Source organism: Paraburkholderia sp. GAS333, assembly GCF_050435665.1.
In the GTDB taxonomy this organism is placed as follows: domain Bacteria; phylum Pseudomonadota; class Gammaproteobacteria; order Burkholderiales; family Burkholderiaceae; genus Paraburkholderia; species Paraburkholderia fungorum_A.
Genome location: NZ_JBNDKS010000005.1, coordinates 137,731 through 152,142, shown reverse-complemented (window position 1 = coordinate 152,142; position 14,412 = coordinate 137,731). Strand labels below are relative to the sequence as shown.

Sequence of the window (14,412 nt, the reverse complement as noted above, 5' to 3'; positions counted from 1 at the left end):
ATGGCTGACTGAGATGACCGAAAAAACTCATGCATCGCTGGCGATCCCCTCGCGAGACACCGAAGGGGGGCACGCTTTGCCACCGCGCAACCGCGAATGGAAACGCGCGAAGATCGCTATCTGGATCGTGCTGGCGCTGCTTGCGCTGGGCGCGTTGCGCAGCGTGATCGCCAACGTGCTGCAAAGCCGTTCCGTCTCCGCGACGACCAAACAGAACGCCACGCAGTACGTGAACGTCGTGACCCCCACGCAGACCCAGGGCGGCGGCGACACACTGCTGCCGGGTACGTTGCGCGGCTTCGTCGAGTCGCCGATTTACGCGCGTTCCACCGGTTATCTGCTGCACTGGTACGCCGATATCGGCGCACGCGTGAAGCAGGGGCAACTGCTCGCCGAACTGGACACGCCTGAAATCGATCAGGAACTCGCGCAGGCACTCGCGCAGCGCCAGCAGACCAGTTCAAGCCTGGGCCTTGCGAAAAGCTCGCTGGATCGCTGGCAGCAATTGCGTCAGCGCGACGCCGTCTCACAACAGGAACTCGACGAGCGGCAAAGCACGTACACACAGGACGTCGCAAACCTCGCCGCCGCCGATGCCAACGTGAAGCGTCTGCAGCAACTCGAATCGTTCAAGCGCATCGTCGCGCCGTTCGCGGGCGTGGTGACACAGCGCAACGTCGATGTCGGCGACCTGATCGACGCGGGCAGCGGCACGAGCCGCGCGCTGTTCGCGCTCGCGCAGTCGGACCCGTTGCGGGTGTATGTGCAATTGCCGCAGGCTTACGCGCAAAACGTGTCGGTCGGACAGAACGTGGTGGTGACCCAGGCCGAATTGCCGGGTCAGCAATTCCACGGCACGATCACGCACATTTCCGGCGCGATCGACGTGCCGACCCGCTCGCTGCAGATCGAAGTGACGCTGCCGAATCCCGACAGCAAACTGCGCCCCGGTGCTTACGTGCAGGTGGCGGTGCCCGCCGTCGCGCATGCACGGATGATGGTGCCGGGCAACGCGCTGCTGTTCCGCGCCGAAGGTCCGCGTGTGGCCGTGGTCGATGCAAACGGCAACGTGGCATTGCACAAGATCGTGATCGCGCAGGACCTCGGGCAGTCGCTCGAAATCGAAAGCGGGATCGAGCCGACCGACAAGGTCATCATCAATCCGAGCGATTCGATTGCGGACGGCGACCACGTGCAGATCGCGCAGCCGCAGAAGAACGGCAAGGAGGCGTCGTGAAGTACGTGGGCACACGCCGGGCAATCAGCGCCGTCGGCGGCGCGGTGAGCGTCGCAGGCATTGCGGGCGTGGCGCTGTCGCTGGCCGCGTGCACGGTCGGCCCGGACTACGCGCGACCGCAGGCCGACGTGCCGCCCACCTGGCAAACCGATTCGTACTGGCGGGTCGGCGCGCCGTCGCACGCGCCTGTTTCGCCCGACTGGTGGAGCGGCTTCGGCGATCCGATGCTCGCCACGCTGGAGACCCAGGCGCTCGCGCAGAATCAGACGCTGGCCGCCGCCAGCGCGCACTACGAGCAGGCCAAGGCGACGCTCGCGAACACCAGCGCGCAGCGGATTCCCGAAGTCGACTTCGGCGCGCAGGCCTCGCGCTTCAGGATTTCGCAGAACCGTCCGCTGACCAATTACGACACGCCGACCATGTCGACGGTGCAGAACAACGTGCAGCTCGGTCCGACCATCAACTACGACACCGATCTATTTGGCCGGATACGTCGGCAGGTGGAGGGCGCGAAGGCGTCGGCGGAACAATCGGCGGACGATCTCGCGAACGCGCGGCTCGTGCTCACCACCGATCTCGCCACCGATTATTTCTCGCTGCGCGAACTTGATTCCGAGATCGACGTGCTGAATCAGGCCGTGAAATTGCAGCAGAAGGCGCTCGATTACGTGACCTCCGAGCACGATCTCGGCTCGGTGTCGGGGCTCGACGTATTGCAGCAGAAGTCGCTGCTCGATTCGACGCGGGTGTCGGCGCAACTGCTGCTGAATCAGCGCGCACAATACGAACACGCGATCGCAGCACTCGTTGGCGTGCCCGCGCCGCAGTTCGCGATCGCACCGAAAGTGCTCGACGTGAAAGTGCCGTCGATTCCGCTCGGTGTGCCCAGCGATGTTTTGCAACGCAGGCCCGACGTGGCATCGGCGGAACGTGCAATGGCTGCCGCGAACGCGCAGATCGGCGTTGCCAAGGCGGCGTTCTTCCCGAGTTTGACGCTGACGCCGAGCATCGGCTGGGAAAGCACGCAGTTCGCGAGCCTGCTGAGCGCGCCCACGCTGATGTGGACGCTCGGCGCGACGGTCGGCCAGGTTCTGTTCGACGGCGGTCGCCGCGCGGCCAACGTCAAATATGCGAGCGAGGGCTACAAGGCCACCGAGGCGAACTATCGTCAGACGGTGCTCACCGCGTTCCAGCAGGTGCAGGACGGCATCACCGGACTGTCGGTGCTGGACGGCGCGGCAACGCAGTCGCACGAAGCGGTGGCCGATGCGCAACGTTTGTTGTCGCTCGCCAATGACCGCTATTCAGGCGGCCTCGTCGCGTATCTGGATGTGATCACCGCGCAGCAGTCGCTGCTCACCAGCGAACGCCAGGACGTGCAGATTCATGGCCAGCAGATGACGCTGTCGGTGTCGCTGGTGAAGGCGCTCGGCGGTGGCTGGGAGGCGGGCACCGAGGTGTCGGCTGCACCGGCCGGCAACCAGCCCAACAACCAACCCAATGATTCGAAGGAGGCGATGGCTCCCGCACGGTGAGTCGCGCGCGATGATGATTGCCGGCGAGCAGGAGGAAATTCAGGGCGTTTCGTATAATGCAAATTCAAGGGGACGCGCATGAAATTGCTGATTGTTGAAGACGAGCACAAGGTCGTGGACTATCTGCGCTCCGGTTTGACAGAACAGGGCTGGGTGGTCGACATCGCTCTGGACGGCGAGGAGGGCATGCATCTGGCCACCGAGTTCGACTACGACGTGATCGTCCTCGACGTGATGCTGCCCAAGCGCGACGGCTTCAGCGTGCTCAAGGCGCTGCGCATGCGCAAGTCGACCCCGGTCATCATGCTGACCGCGCGCGATCACGTGAACGACCGCGTGCGCGGCCTGCGCGAAGGCGCGGACGACTACCTCACGAAGCCCTTCTCCTTCCTCGAACTGGTCGAACGGCTGCATGCGCTTGCGCGTCGCACGCGTTCGCAGGAATCGACGCTGATTTCGGTCGGCGATCTGTTCGTCGATCTGATTGGCCGCCGTGCGACGCGCGACGGCGTACGCCTCGATCTGACCGCCAAGGAGTTTCAGTTGCTGAGCGTGCTGGCGCGCCGGCAAGGCGACATCCTGTCGAAGACGGCCATTACCGAACTCGTGTGGGACGTCAATTTCGACAGCCATACCAACGTGGTCGAGACCGCCATCAAGCGATTGCGCGCGAAACTCGACGGCCCGTTCCCGTCGAAACTGCTGCACACCGTGCGCGGCATGGGCTACGTGCTCGAAGTACGCGAGGAGGCGGAGCAATCATGAACCGGTCGATCGCCCGCCGCCTTGCGTTGATGTTCGCGTTTGTCGCGCTATTCGTGTTCACGCTGGTGGGCACCGGCCTGTTCCTCGTGTTGCGCACGCAACTCGAACATCATTTGCGCGAATCGCTCGACGACCGCACGCAGATCGCGCGAATCATCGTGTTTCACGCAGTCACGCCGGAAAAGTGGCGTATGGTCCGCGAAAAACTCACCGACATGACGCCGCACGACAGCAGCACGGTGTATGCGGCGACCAGCACGGACCCCGGCTTCCACTACGGCCAGCCGGTGGTCGGCACGGTCGTGCGTAGCTGGCCCGGCGGCTATCAGCGCGTGACACCCGCCGACGGCGGCCCCGACATGCTGATCGCCACGATGACGATACCGGCCAGCGCCGCGCGTCCCACAGTCCAGTTGCAGGTGGGCGTCAGCTATTCGCCCAATGTGCGGACCATGCGCGTGTTCGGCTCGGCGCTCGCCGCGCTGTCGGCGCTCGGCAGTCTCGCCGTGCTGCTGCTCAGCTACTCGGTCACGCGAATCGGCCTCGAACCGCTGACACGTTTGACGCGCGATGCGTCGGCGGTGAGTCCGAACAATCGCTCGCAGCGTCTGAACACCGCGTCGTTGCCGCTCGAACTGAACGACCTCGCCAATTCGTTCAATGGTGCGCTCGAACGGCTGGACGGCGCGTATGGCCGGCTCGAATCGTTTAACGCCGATGTCGCGCATGAGTTGCGCACGCCGGTGACGATCCTGATCGGTCAGACCGAGGTTGCGTTGACGCGCAGCAATCGCACGGTCGACGATCTGCGTCATACGCTGCAATCGAATCTCGAAGAGTTCGAGCGAATGCGCGCGATCATCAACGACATGCTGTTCCTCGCGCGCGCCGATCAGGGCGAACGGGCGACGGGCCTGATCGACGTGTCGCTGGCCGCCGAGGTCGCGCATACGCTGGAGTTTCTGGAGATACCGCTCGAAGAAGCACGCGTGCACGCCACGCTGCGCGGCGACGCGATGACGCGGGTCAACCGTTCGCTATTCGGCCGCGCGTGCACGAATCTGCTGATGAACGCGATCCAGCATTGCGAGCCAGGTGTGGCGATCAGCGTGACGATCGTGCGCGAGGACGAGCGCGTGCGCGTCGAGGTCGCCAATCCAGGCAAGCCGATTCCGCCGGACATTCTCGAACATCTGTTCGACCGTTTTTATCGCGCCGAAGTCTCGCGCACGAATAGCCGTGAAAATCACGGGCTGGGTCTCGCGATCGTGAAGGCGATTGCGGAGATGCATCGCGGCACGGTGTCGGCGCATAGCGCACACGGGATCAATACGTTTGCGTTTTCGGTTGCGGCGTCGCAGGTGGAAAGCGAGTTGCACGCGGCACGCCCGGACGCTGGTGGGACGGCTCAAGCGGCGGGTTATTCGTCGCTGGCAAAAGGCAAGTCGGCCTGAACCGGCAGGCGCGGTTTGGGCGTGACCGCGCTGGCCGGCGTCAACGCGCTCACGCGCACGCCAAGCAGCCGCAGCTTGCGGTTCAACTCCACTCTGCGTAGACACTCAGTTGCCGCGCGCCGGATTTCGGCGGCGTCGGCGGTAGGCTCGTCCAGCGTCAGGTCGCGCGTGACGGTGCGGAAATCGTCATAACGCAGTTTGATGCCCACCGTGCGGCCCACATATCCTTTCCGCACCAGATCTTCGGCGACCCGCACGCATAGCCCGGTGAACGAACTGGACAACGCCGGGCGATCATGACGCGGATGCAGATCTCGTTCGAAGGTGGTTTCGCGGCTCATCGATTTCGGTTCCGACGACACGACGACCTCACGGTCATCCTCGCCGTGCGCTATTCGCGCCAGCCATGCAGCGTAGGTTCGTCCAAAGTTTTCCTGTAACAGCCCGAGGTCGGCTGAGGCCAGGTCACCTACCGTCACAATGCCGAGGCCGGCCAGACGCTCGCTGGCGCGCGGCCCAATGCCGTTGATCTTTTTTGCCGCTAACGGCCAGATGCGTGACTCGAGGTCCGACATCGAGAGGATGGTCAGCCCGTCGGGTTTGTCCAGCTCGGAGCCGATCTTTGCAAGCAGTTTGTTCGGCGCAATTGCGATGGAGCAGGTCAGGCCGGTTGCCTCCCGAACCGCGTTCTTGATACGAGCGCCGAGCACATGCGATTCACCCTCCGCCAGAGTGAGGTCGACGAAAATCTCGTCGATTCCGCGGTCCTCGATCTGGTCTGTGAATGTCCGCACTGCGTCCTTGAACAGGCGCGAGTAACGTCGATACGAGTCGAAATCGGTGGGTAGAAGGACCGCATCGGGCGCGAGTTGCGCGGCCTTCATCATGCCCATCGCCGAAAACACGCCGAACGCTCGCGCCTCATACGTCGATGTCGTCACGACACCTCGCCCCGCGTAATCGCGGAGTTTGGCGAAGCGGCGCGTGCCATCGGACAGGAGCTCGGGTGCGGCATTGCGGCCGCCGCCAATGACAACGGGTTGGCCACGCAACTCGGGATAGCGGAGCAGTTCTACAGACGCATAGAAAGCATCCATGTCGACATGCGCGATGCGACGTAGGGGCTGACTGCTCACGACGACTGTACCGCCACACTGCACAACATATTGACCAATGTCCGTACGTAACGTTGCTTGGGGGTTTTGGGTGTGTTGCTGGACACAACAGGGGTTTGACGCATATCGCCGTGGGACGCAATCGGAATCTGGTGGACTGTGTATTTATACAGTATTTTACTGGTATTCAGGAGATCGCGCGTGATTCGCCAGCATCGGAAGAGAATGGCCGAAGCGCATCTTCTCGAGGTAGTTCAGGAGGCGCATCTCCCGCACACCCATAGACTTCCATGCCGCTCACAAACCGCCGCTCTCTAAGATGAATAGAGACGCGTAATGCTGGCCGCTTTTCGTCGACACTCCTTCACTACACAGCGCTTTCAGCGAGCATGAAGCGCAACATTCGTTGCAGGTTCTCCGCGCTGGTTTTTGCCGCAGGAAATCTGAGCGCTTCAGAGTCAACCCAGATAAAGCAACCCAAGATAGACCGTGCAGCGCAACTCATTGCAGTACGTTTGAAATGCGCTTGGAAATATGGAAAAACGCCCTAGACTTGACTTTGCGCCTACCCGTCCACGTTTATCGGAGTCCATATGAATCGCGGTCAATGCCGTTGTCTGAATTGCGAAGAACCTGATCGTCGTCAAATGTTAAAAGTGGGATTCGGCATGGCGACGGCAGCAACGCTTGGCACACTCGGGTTGGCTTTTCCGCGCATGTCCCACGCCGCTGCGCTCACGCAAAAAGAGCGCGACAGCATGACGCCGGATCAAATCATTGCAGCAATGAAGCGCGGCAACGAGCGGTTTGTGTCAGGCACAGCGCAACGACATGACTACCTCGCGCAAAAGCGCGCAAGCGCCAGCGGACAGTTTCCGTCATCGGTCATTCTCAGTTGTATCGATTCGCGCTCGCCTGCCGAACTCATTCTCGATTCGGGTATTGGCGAGACCTTCAATGCGCGTATTGCCGGCAATATTGCCAATGACGATCTGGCCGGAAGCCTGGAATTCGCCTGTGCCGCAGCGGGCGCGAAAGTCGTGCTCGTGATGGGCCATACCAGTTGCGGTGCGATCAAGGGCGCCATTGACAATGTCAAGCTCGGCAATCTGACCGGACTTCTCGCAAAGATAAAGCCGGCGATAGACGCGACGAAATACGACGGCGACAGAAGCGGCAGCAATATCGAATTCGTGGATCAGGTCGCGCGATCCAATGTACTGAACACGATCGGCGATCTGCGCAAAAGCAGCGACATTCTCGCGTCGATGGAAAAAGACGGGAAGATAAAGATGGTGGGATCGATGTATCACCTCAATACTGGCAAAGTCGAATTTCTCAGTTGAGTTTTGCTTGAGAGAGGCGACCCGCCCAGATCCATTCAAAACCGGTAGCTCAGCCCAATCTGCACCGCAGGATAAAGCTTGTAGCGCGAAAGCTTGTTGCTGATGCTCTGCTCTTCCTGATCGATGTTCGCCTGTGACGTCAGCATCGAATAAATGGCCGGCACGTTATATGTCGTGCGCGGACGGCCATAGGCGACGCCCAGATCGAACGTCAGCCCGAAGCCCTTCGAAGCAGGTTTGTGACCATAGCCGATGCCGAGGTACGGCATCACGCGCGGCAGCGTGGCGGTCGCGGATGGCGCGGGTCCCACGGCCGGCACGAAGTCGTCGCCGATCTTGAACTCGCCTTGCGCGTTTGGCTGTGCCTGCGCGCTCAGGCGGTTGTCGTTGATCAACGCGCCCGCCGTCACGCGAAATCCGCTCGACGCAAACGGGAACAGGTCGAGATAGGCACCGCCTTGCAGCAGTTTGAGATGGCCGTCGTAGCGGTTACCGTCGACATCGAATGAATGCGACAGGGCGAAGCCTTCGATTTCCGCATGCACGCCGCTCCATGCATTCAGGGACAGCGCCCCGCCGACACCGGCACCGAGCGTGCCACCGTGGACATAGATTTCCTGCGCGTTCACCGCGCCCGGCAGCGCGATCGCGGCCGCCGCGATCGAAGCGATCGTCGCGGACATAACCGCATTTTTTACCTGTTGCATCGCACCGTCTCCAGACAGGAATCATTTCCTTGCCGACGACTTTACGAGCGGGCGTTGCGTATCAATGGAGGGAAAAGCGGGCGCTTGAGGCGGTTATTCGCACTCAAGTTTTGCGATGGAACGAAAGCGGAATTTATGACCTGTAAGTCCTGCCAAACCGCCGCTTCAATCCGGCGTTCCGCGCAGAAAAGGTCCTGTTTGAAGGGCTATCCGTTGAAAGGGATCGTAGCCGGATGGAGCGGTTGCGGCAACTAGCCGGTCTTTGCCGACGCGTTGCCGCAACCTGTATATCAGCCAGAAATCAGCCGACAGAAACCGCCTTTATTGCTTGATGCCTTCAGCCTGGATATGCAGCGTGGTCTTCATCTTGAAGCCATAAGTCTTGCCGAAGTCGACGCCGAAGTCGTCGCGATTGAACGTCGCGGTCGATTCCGTGCCGCACACTTCGCGCTTGAGCATCGGGTTCTGGAAGCACTTGAACGATTCGATCTTCAGGTTCACCGGCTTCGTGATGCCGTGCATCGTCAGCGTGCCGATCACTTCCACCGGCGTGTCGCCCTTGAAGCGGATCGACGTGCCCTTGTACTCGGCAGTCGGGAACTTCGCGGTGTCGAAGAACTTGTCGGTGACGAGTTCAGCGTCGAGCTTGTCGTTGCCGATATCGACCGAAGTCATGTCGATCGTCACGTCGACCGTGCCGGTCTTGGCCGCGCGATCCAGCACCACGGTGCCGCTGCTTTTCTTGAACTTGCCGCGCCAGATCGACACGCCGCCGAAGTGGTCGGTTTCGAAGCTCGGGTACGTGTGGGTCGGATCGAGCTGATACGTGTCGGCAGCCATCGCGCTGATTGCGTTAAACGACAGTGCAGCAGCCAATGCGCCGGTGGCGAGCAAAAATTGTTTCTTCAAGGTGTTCTCCAGATATCAGAAAAATACTGCGATGCTTCGATTCAGTGAGGCTTCGATGCGTTACTTCTTCGAAGCGACAATGTGAAATTTGATAACCACTTCATCGGCGACAACCGACGTGTCTTTCCATTCACCGGTGCCGACATCGAACTGCGAGCGTTTAATCGGCACGGAGCCGTCGAAGGTTTGCGTGGCGCCGTTGCTCGCAATACTGACCGGCACGACGACGGTTTGCGACTTGCCCTTGATGGTGAGCTTGCCGGTGATCCTGTACTGATTGCCGCCCGCCGGCGCAATCGCGCTGGAGACGAAGGTCGCGTTCGGGAATGCGGCGCTGTCGAACCATTCCTTGCCTTGCGCCTGCTTGTTGTAGTCGTCGGCGCCGAGGTCGTAGCTGGCGGTGTCGATCGACACGTTCGCGCTGCCTGCGGTCGGCTTCGCCGGATCGAAATTCAGTTGCGCGGAAAACTTTTTGAACTTGCCGTCGACGGGCACGTTCATCTGTTTCGTCGTCGCGATCACGCTGCTTTTGGCGAGGTCGACGTCCGCATGCGCGAGGCCCGTGCCGAACAGCGAAAGGGCGGCAATGCCGGCGAGCGTCGCGCGGGAAGCGCTGTGACGGGCGGAGTGGAAGATGGTCGATTTCATGGTGGTACGCATCCTATCGAACCCGTGTGCGTTAATTGCGCACTGCCGGGAATTAGATTGCCAACAGGCCGGAGCCAATCGAAGCCGCTCGAGGCCGATCGTTGAGCAACGGCTTCACTTCAAAAACGGCATCATTCGCGCCAGCAATCCGTCCCGGTCGACGAATTGATGCTTGAGTGCCGCCGCGACGTGCATGGCGACCAGCGCCAGCAGCGTGTAATTCAGCAATACGTGGACGGTGCGCAGCGTGGCTTTCAGCGCCTGGTCCGGGCCGATGATCGTCGGCAGCGGCACGATGCCGAGATATACGACCTGAATTCCGGCTGCCGAGCTGTAGAAATAGCCGGACAGCGGAATCGCCAGCATCAGCAGATACAGCAGGCCATGCACCGAATGGGCGACGGCCTTCTGCCACGTTGGCGTAGCGCTGTCGAGCGGCGGCGCGCGGTGCGTGGCGCGCCACAGCACGCGCAGCACCGCGAGAACGAAGACGGTCACGCCGATCCACTTGTGCCAGGAGAAATACTTCAGCTTGGTCGGCGTGAAGCCGGGAATATCGGTCATGATCCAGCCGATATAAAAGCCGCAGATAATCAGCGCCGCAATCAGCCAGTGCAGTGCAATGGCAATGCCGTTGTAATGTTCTGAAGCAGAGGGACGTGATTTCATTGTGTGTTCGTCGATCGCAAGGTAAGGCGAATGAGTGCGAATGGTAGGGACGCCAATGAAAACTGAATAGGCGGGCAGAAGGGAACAGATTGTTGTCGGCGTGACGTTAATGGTTCTTCGGCTGACCTGAATCGAAGTTAGCCGCCCGCTTCCCGGCAACACATCAAGCCGCAAACAATTGGCCGGACACAGTGCTGTGGTAATTTGCCGTTAAATCGTCTTAAGGACCGTTCACCCATGAATAGCACTGGAAAGCAGCCGGCCGGGCTCGGCGCGGATTTCTTGCGGCACGATAAAGATCAGGCAGACACGCCGGCCGATGCCGCTTCAGGTTCGACGGGCGTCGAAGGTTACATGGAACACGACGCGGCCGTCTACCGCACGCTGCTCGAATCGACGAAGGCCATTCCGTGGAAGATCGACTGGGCGACCATGGCGTTCGCCTACATCGGCCCGCAGATCGAAGCCTTGCTGGGCTGGACGCCGTCGAGCTGGAAAACCGTGCAGGACTGGGCTGCCCGCATGCATCCCGAAGACCGCGACAAGGTGGTCGAGTTCTGCGTCGCGCAGTCGAAGGCGGGCACCGATCACGAAGCGGACTACCGCGCGTTGACGAGCCGCGGCGACTACGTCTGGCTGCGCGACGTGGTGCATGTGGTGCGCGACGAGCGCGGCGAGGTCGAGTCGCTGGTGGGCTTCATGTTCGATATCAGCGAGCGCAAGAAGACCGAGGAGAAGCTGGCCGAACTGCAACGCGAACTCGAAGCGCTGTCATTCAAGGACGGTCTCACGGCAGTCGGCAATCGCCGCGAATTCGACGCGGTGCTGCAACGCGAATGGAACGCCGCGCAGCGTCACGGCGCGCCGTTGTCGCTTGTCATGGTCGATATCGATTTCTTCAAGTCGTACAACGACTATTACGGACACGTGCAGGGCGACGAGTGTCTGAAGCGCGTGGCCGGCTTGTTGAGCGACGCGGTGCGTCCTGGCGATTTCGTCGGCCGGTTCGGCGGCGAGGAATTCGTGCTGATCCTGCCGAATACCGGCGCGGACGCCGCGCGGCAAGTCGCCGAGCGCTGCCGCAACCGGATCGGCGCCGCGGAAATCGCCCACGAGCGCTCGCCGTTCCGGCAGACCGTGACCGCGAGTTTCGGCGTGGGCAGCGTGATTCCCGACGGTTCGGGCGATCCCATCGCGTTCGTGAATCTCGTGGATACCCAGTTGTATCTCGCGAAAGACAACGGCCGCGATTGCATCGCAGCGGTGAACCGGGTGGCATAGCGGGCGTCGCGCGACGCATCGGCCAGGGCGCGGTTGCAGGCATGTCGATTGCAACCGCAAGCGCGGGCCGCAATGATTCAGGCGTGATGCTGTGTGCAGGCATCGCGCCCGCAGACCAACCAAAGATCAACCGGTTATCAACCGCTAATCAACAATAAACCTGGGCTTGCGCTGTGAATTCCGTTTTCCTTTCGTGGGGCATTGCCGCCGTCGCCACCGCCGGTGTGATCACCCGGCCGTTCAAATGGCCAGAGGCGATCTGGGCAGTCGCGGGTGCGCTGCTGCTGGTGCTGTTCGGATTGCTGCCGGTTCATCTGGCCATCGAGGCGATCGGCAAGGGCACCGACGTCTACCTGTTCCTGTTCGGCATGATGGTGCTCTCCGAAGTCGGCCGCCGTGAAGGACTGTTCGACTGGGTCGCGGTGCTTGCGGTGAATCACGCGAAGGGTTCGCCGCGCAAGCTGTTCGTGCTCGTGTACCTGGTCGGCGTGGTGATCACCGCATTTCTGTCGAACGATGCGACCGCCGTGGTTCTCACGCCTGCCGTGTTCGCCGCTGCCAAAAAAGCGAAGACGCCGCCGCTGCCGCTGCTGTTCGTCTGCGCGCTGGTCGCCAACGCCGCCAGTTTCGTGCTGCCGATTTCGAATCCCGCCAACATCGTGCTGTATGGCAATCACACGCCCGCGCTCGGCGCATGGCTGATGCGCTTCACGTTGCCGTCGATCCTGTCGATCGCCGCCACTTACGCGATGCTGCGCTGGACCCAGCGCGACGCGCTCGCCGGCACTTGCGAGGCGAATCTCGACGCGGTCGAACTGTCGTCGAGCGGACGGGTTGCGCTGGCCGGAATCGCGGTCACCGCGGTTGTCCTGCTGACGGTTTCCGCGTACGACATCGCGCTCGGTCTGCCCACCGCGATTCTCGGCGCGCTGACCGCGCTGGTCGTGCTGATCCAGGAGCGCAAATCGCCGCTGCCGATGATCCGCGAGATTTCGTGGAGCGTGCTGCCGCTGGTCGCCGCGCTGTTCGTGCTGGTGCAGATGCTCGATTACACCAGCGTGATCACTACGCTCTCCACGGTGCTGCGCCGCGCGACCGAACACAATGAAATGGCGACCGCCGGCTGGGCGGGCGCGATCATCGCGTTCGGCAGCAATCTGATGAACAACCTGCCGGCGGGTTTGATCGCCAGTTCGACAGTGATGCAGGCGCATAGTCCCGAGCGCGTAATAGACGCATTGCTGATCGGCGTCGATCTCGGCCCGAATCTGTCGATCACCGGTTCGCTCGCGACCATCCTCTGGCTCAACGCGATTCGCCGCGAAGGCGAGGACGTGAGCTTCATGAAGTTTCTGAAGGTCGGCGTGCTGGTGATGGTGCCCGCGTTAGTGCTGGCGCTGGGGGCGCGGGTTCTGACTGGCTGAGCGAGTGTGCGGGTCGCATGGGAGTTTGCGTAGGCAGACCGAGGTGTTTGAAACTGCGGCTTTGATGTCCGGCCGCCGCTCACACTCAAACCCACCGCCGGCTCAAACCGTTTCGCGCGACTCCCCCAAAGCACGCAGCGTCGCTTCGAGACGCACGACGCGTGCGCGTTGCGCGGGCATCATCGCCGAACGGTGCAGCGCGAGCAGCCGCTTATGCCAGTACGACAGTGGAAAGCGATCGCGCGTAGAGATCTTGCCGAACACGAGTTCGAGGTGGGCAATCTCTTTGTCTATGTCCTGATAACTCATCTGATGTTTCCGCAGAAGTGGGCCTGGCAAGGAGGCGTCTCGATAGCGCGCTCGAGCCTGACGGCTGGACGGACAGACGCTCTGGTCATACGCATCGATCCGCGTGTTTATCTCGGGGTATCGAGCAAATCGCATTCCCGTGGCGGATAGTTTGCGTCGGCGGCTACCTGGTCCTGACGCGCAAATTGTCTGCGGTTTACCGCCGAACTCCGCCCGCTTTGCCTTTGACGCGAAGCGCGATACCAACGTGTCGACCGTGATCGATGTGGGCCAAAACCGTCGGACAAATAATCACGTTCACCCCACGACCGCGTACGCCGTGCAATAACAACACGGTGTCGTTCACGCACACATCGGCCTTGATCACGAATTGCGATAACGGGAATCCACCAGGCGGTTTTGTCTGACGCATGTCCTATCCTGAGGCAACGGTCCTGATTGCAGGCAGCGGGTCAAACGCTGTCGTTCGCCGTCGGCGGACTCGCGGGAAACGCGTCGAAAAGTTCGGCTAGCGCGGCACCGCCATCAACGGTTGAGCGTAGGTAACGACGGGGGCGGGGACGACCGCATAGTTCGTCGGTGCGGCCACGACGACGTTGGTGTACATCGGCATCGGCTTGACCGGCGATGAAGGCGTAATCGCTACACCCGGAAGCGCGACGGCAACTGCCGCTGGCGGAGGCGCCGTCACATACACGGGATCGACCGGCACCGGATAGTCAAGCGGCCGGGGCGGTGCGTAGATGACCGGAACAGGCATGTAGACGACGACACGGGCAAACGCCGTCGATGAACAGGCGAGGCCCAGGGCGGTGAAAGTCGAAGCGCAGGCGAGACGGATAGTCACGGGAAACTCCTGATGCATGAGGCGACGCATCTTCGGTTGAAGAAGCGTGCCGGGTGGTTCGGTATGAAGGGCGCTCTTGGCGCGGAAACAGGCTCGTGGCCGCTGCGGCACTGACGACATCGGCAGCACCGGCAGACGAAAGATACGCAACGCACACGCAAAACGG

At 61.6% G+C, this 14,412-nt stretch carries 14 protein-coding genes; 7 read left to right on the top strand and 7 right to left on the bottom strand.

Annotation, left to right across the window (positions count from 1 at the left end; translation table 11 throughout):
• Positions 1-13: 13 nt before the first annotated feature.
• The 4 genes from ABH945_RS25665 to ABH945_RS25650 all read left to right on the top strand — a co-directional run bounded on the left by ABH945_RS25665 (position 14) and on the right by ABH945_RS25650 (position 4,991).
• Positions 14-1,237, top strand: a complete 1,224-nt coding sequence (locus ABH945_RS25665; protein WP_074767772.1) for an efflux RND transporter periplasmic adaptor subunit — start codon at positions 14-16, stop codon at positions 1,235-1,237.
• 23 nt (positions 1,238-1,260) lie between these two features.
• Positions 1,261-2,772: an efflux transporter outer membrane subunit gene (locus ABH945_RS25660; RefSeq protein WP_429252616.1), complete on the top strand. Its 1,512-nt coding sequence runs from the start codon at positions 1,261-1,263 to the stop codon at positions 2,770-2,772.
• A 78-nt stretch (positions 2,773-2,850) separates the two neighbouring features.
• Positions 2,851-3,537, top strand: a complete 687-nt coding sequence (locus ABH945_RS25655) for a heavy metal response regulator transcription factor (protein ID WP_074767774.1) — start codon at positions 2,851-2,853, stop codon at positions 3,535-3,537.
• The gene (locus ABH945_RS25650; protein WP_074767776.1) at positions 3,534-4,991 is read left to right on the top strand and encodes a heavy metal sensor histidine kinase; all 1,458 of its coding nucleotides are present in this window, start codon (positions 3,534-3,536) and stop codon (positions 4,989-4,991) included. Before ABH945_RS25655 ends, ABH945_RS25650 begins: the two co-directional genes overlap by 4 nt.
• Here ABH945_RS25650 and dinB read toward each other — a convergent pair.
• Entirely contained in the window at positions 4,958-6,127 is a 1,170-nt protein-coding gene (gene dinB, locus ABH945_RS25645; RefSeq protein ID WP_429252386.1) for a DNA polymerase IV, read from the bottom strand. The genes ABH945_RS25650 and dinB overlap by 34 nt on opposite strands.
• Positions 6,128-6,699: 572 nt before the next feature.
• Between dinB and ABH945_RS25640 the strand changes: the two genes are divergently transcribed.
• Positions 6,700-7,452, top strand: a complete 753-nt coding sequence (locus tag ABH945_RS25640; protein ID WP_429252385.1) for a carbonic anhydrase family protein — start codon at positions 6,700-6,702, stop codon at positions 7,450-7,452.
• A 35-nt stretch (positions 7,453-7,487) separates the two neighbouring features.
• Here the strand turns inward: ABH945_RS25640 and ABH945_RS25635 are convergent, their stop codons facing one another.
• From ABH945_RS25635 to ABH945_RS25620, 4 genes are all read right to left on the bottom strand, one after another.
• Positions 7,488-8,159 carry a hypothetical protein gene (locus ABH945_RS25635; RefSeq protein ID WP_429252384.1) on the bottom strand — a complete coding sequence of 224 codons (672 nt, stop codon included), beginning with the start codon at positions 8,157-8,159 and terminating at the stop codon, positions 7,488-7,490.
• 321 nt (positions 8,160-8,480) lie between these two features.
• Positions 8,481-9,068 carry a YceI family protein gene (locus ABH945_RS25630; RefSeq protein ID WP_074767784.1) on the bottom strand — a complete coding sequence of 196 codons (588 nt, stop codon included), beginning with the start codon at positions 9,066-9,068 and terminating at the stop codon, positions 8,481-8,483.
• Positions 9,069-9,128: 60 nt separating this feature from the next.
• Positions 9,129-9,716, bottom strand: coding sequence for a YceI family protein (locus ABH945_RS25625; RefSeq protein ID WP_429252383.1), 588 nt, complete (start codon positions 9,714-9,716; stop codon positions 9,129-9,131).
• 114 nt (positions 9,717-9,830) lie between these two features.
• The gene (locus ABH945_RS25620) at positions 9,831-10,385 is read right to left on the bottom strand and encodes a cytochrome b (protein ID WP_429252382.1); all 555 of its coding nucleotides are present in this window, start codon (positions 10,383-10,385) and stop codon (positions 9,831-9,833) included.
• 237 nt (positions 10,386-10,622) lie between these two features.
• Here ABH945_RS25620 and ABH945_RS25615 point away from each other — a divergent pair, with 237 nt between their 5' ends.
• Together ABH945_RS25615 and ABH945_RS25610 are read left to right on the top strand one after the other, a co-directional pair.
• Complete coding sequence (locus tag ABH945_RS25615; protein ID WP_074767788.1) at positions 10,623-11,666, top strand: GGDEF domain-containing protein; 1,044 nt, start codon at positions 10,623-10,625, stop codon at positions 11,664-11,666.
• 173 nt (positions 11,667-11,839) lie between these two features.
• Complete coding sequence (locus ABH945_RS25610; protein ID WP_074767790.1) at positions 11,840-13,090, top strand: arsenic transporter; 1,251 nt, start codon at positions 11,840-11,842, stop codon at positions 13,088-13,090.
• Between the two features lie 102 nt (positions 13,091-13,192).
• Here the strand turns inward: ABH945_RS25610 and ABH945_RS25605 are convergent, their stop codons facing one another.
• On the bottom strand, positions 13,193-13,399 hold the full coding sequence (locus ABH945_RS25605) for a hypothetical protein (RefSeq protein WP_429252381.1): 207 nt from the start codon (positions 13,397-13,399) through the stop codon (positions 13,193-13,195).
• 508 nt (positions 13,400-13,907) lie between these two features.
• The gene (locus ABH945_RS25600) at positions 13,908-14,246 is read right to left on the bottom strand and encodes a hypothetical protein (RefSeq protein ID WP_429252380.1); all 339 of its coding nucleotides are present in this window, start codon (positions 14,244-14,246) and stop codon (positions 13,908-13,910) included.
• Positions 14,247-14,412: the final 166 nt, after the last annotated feature.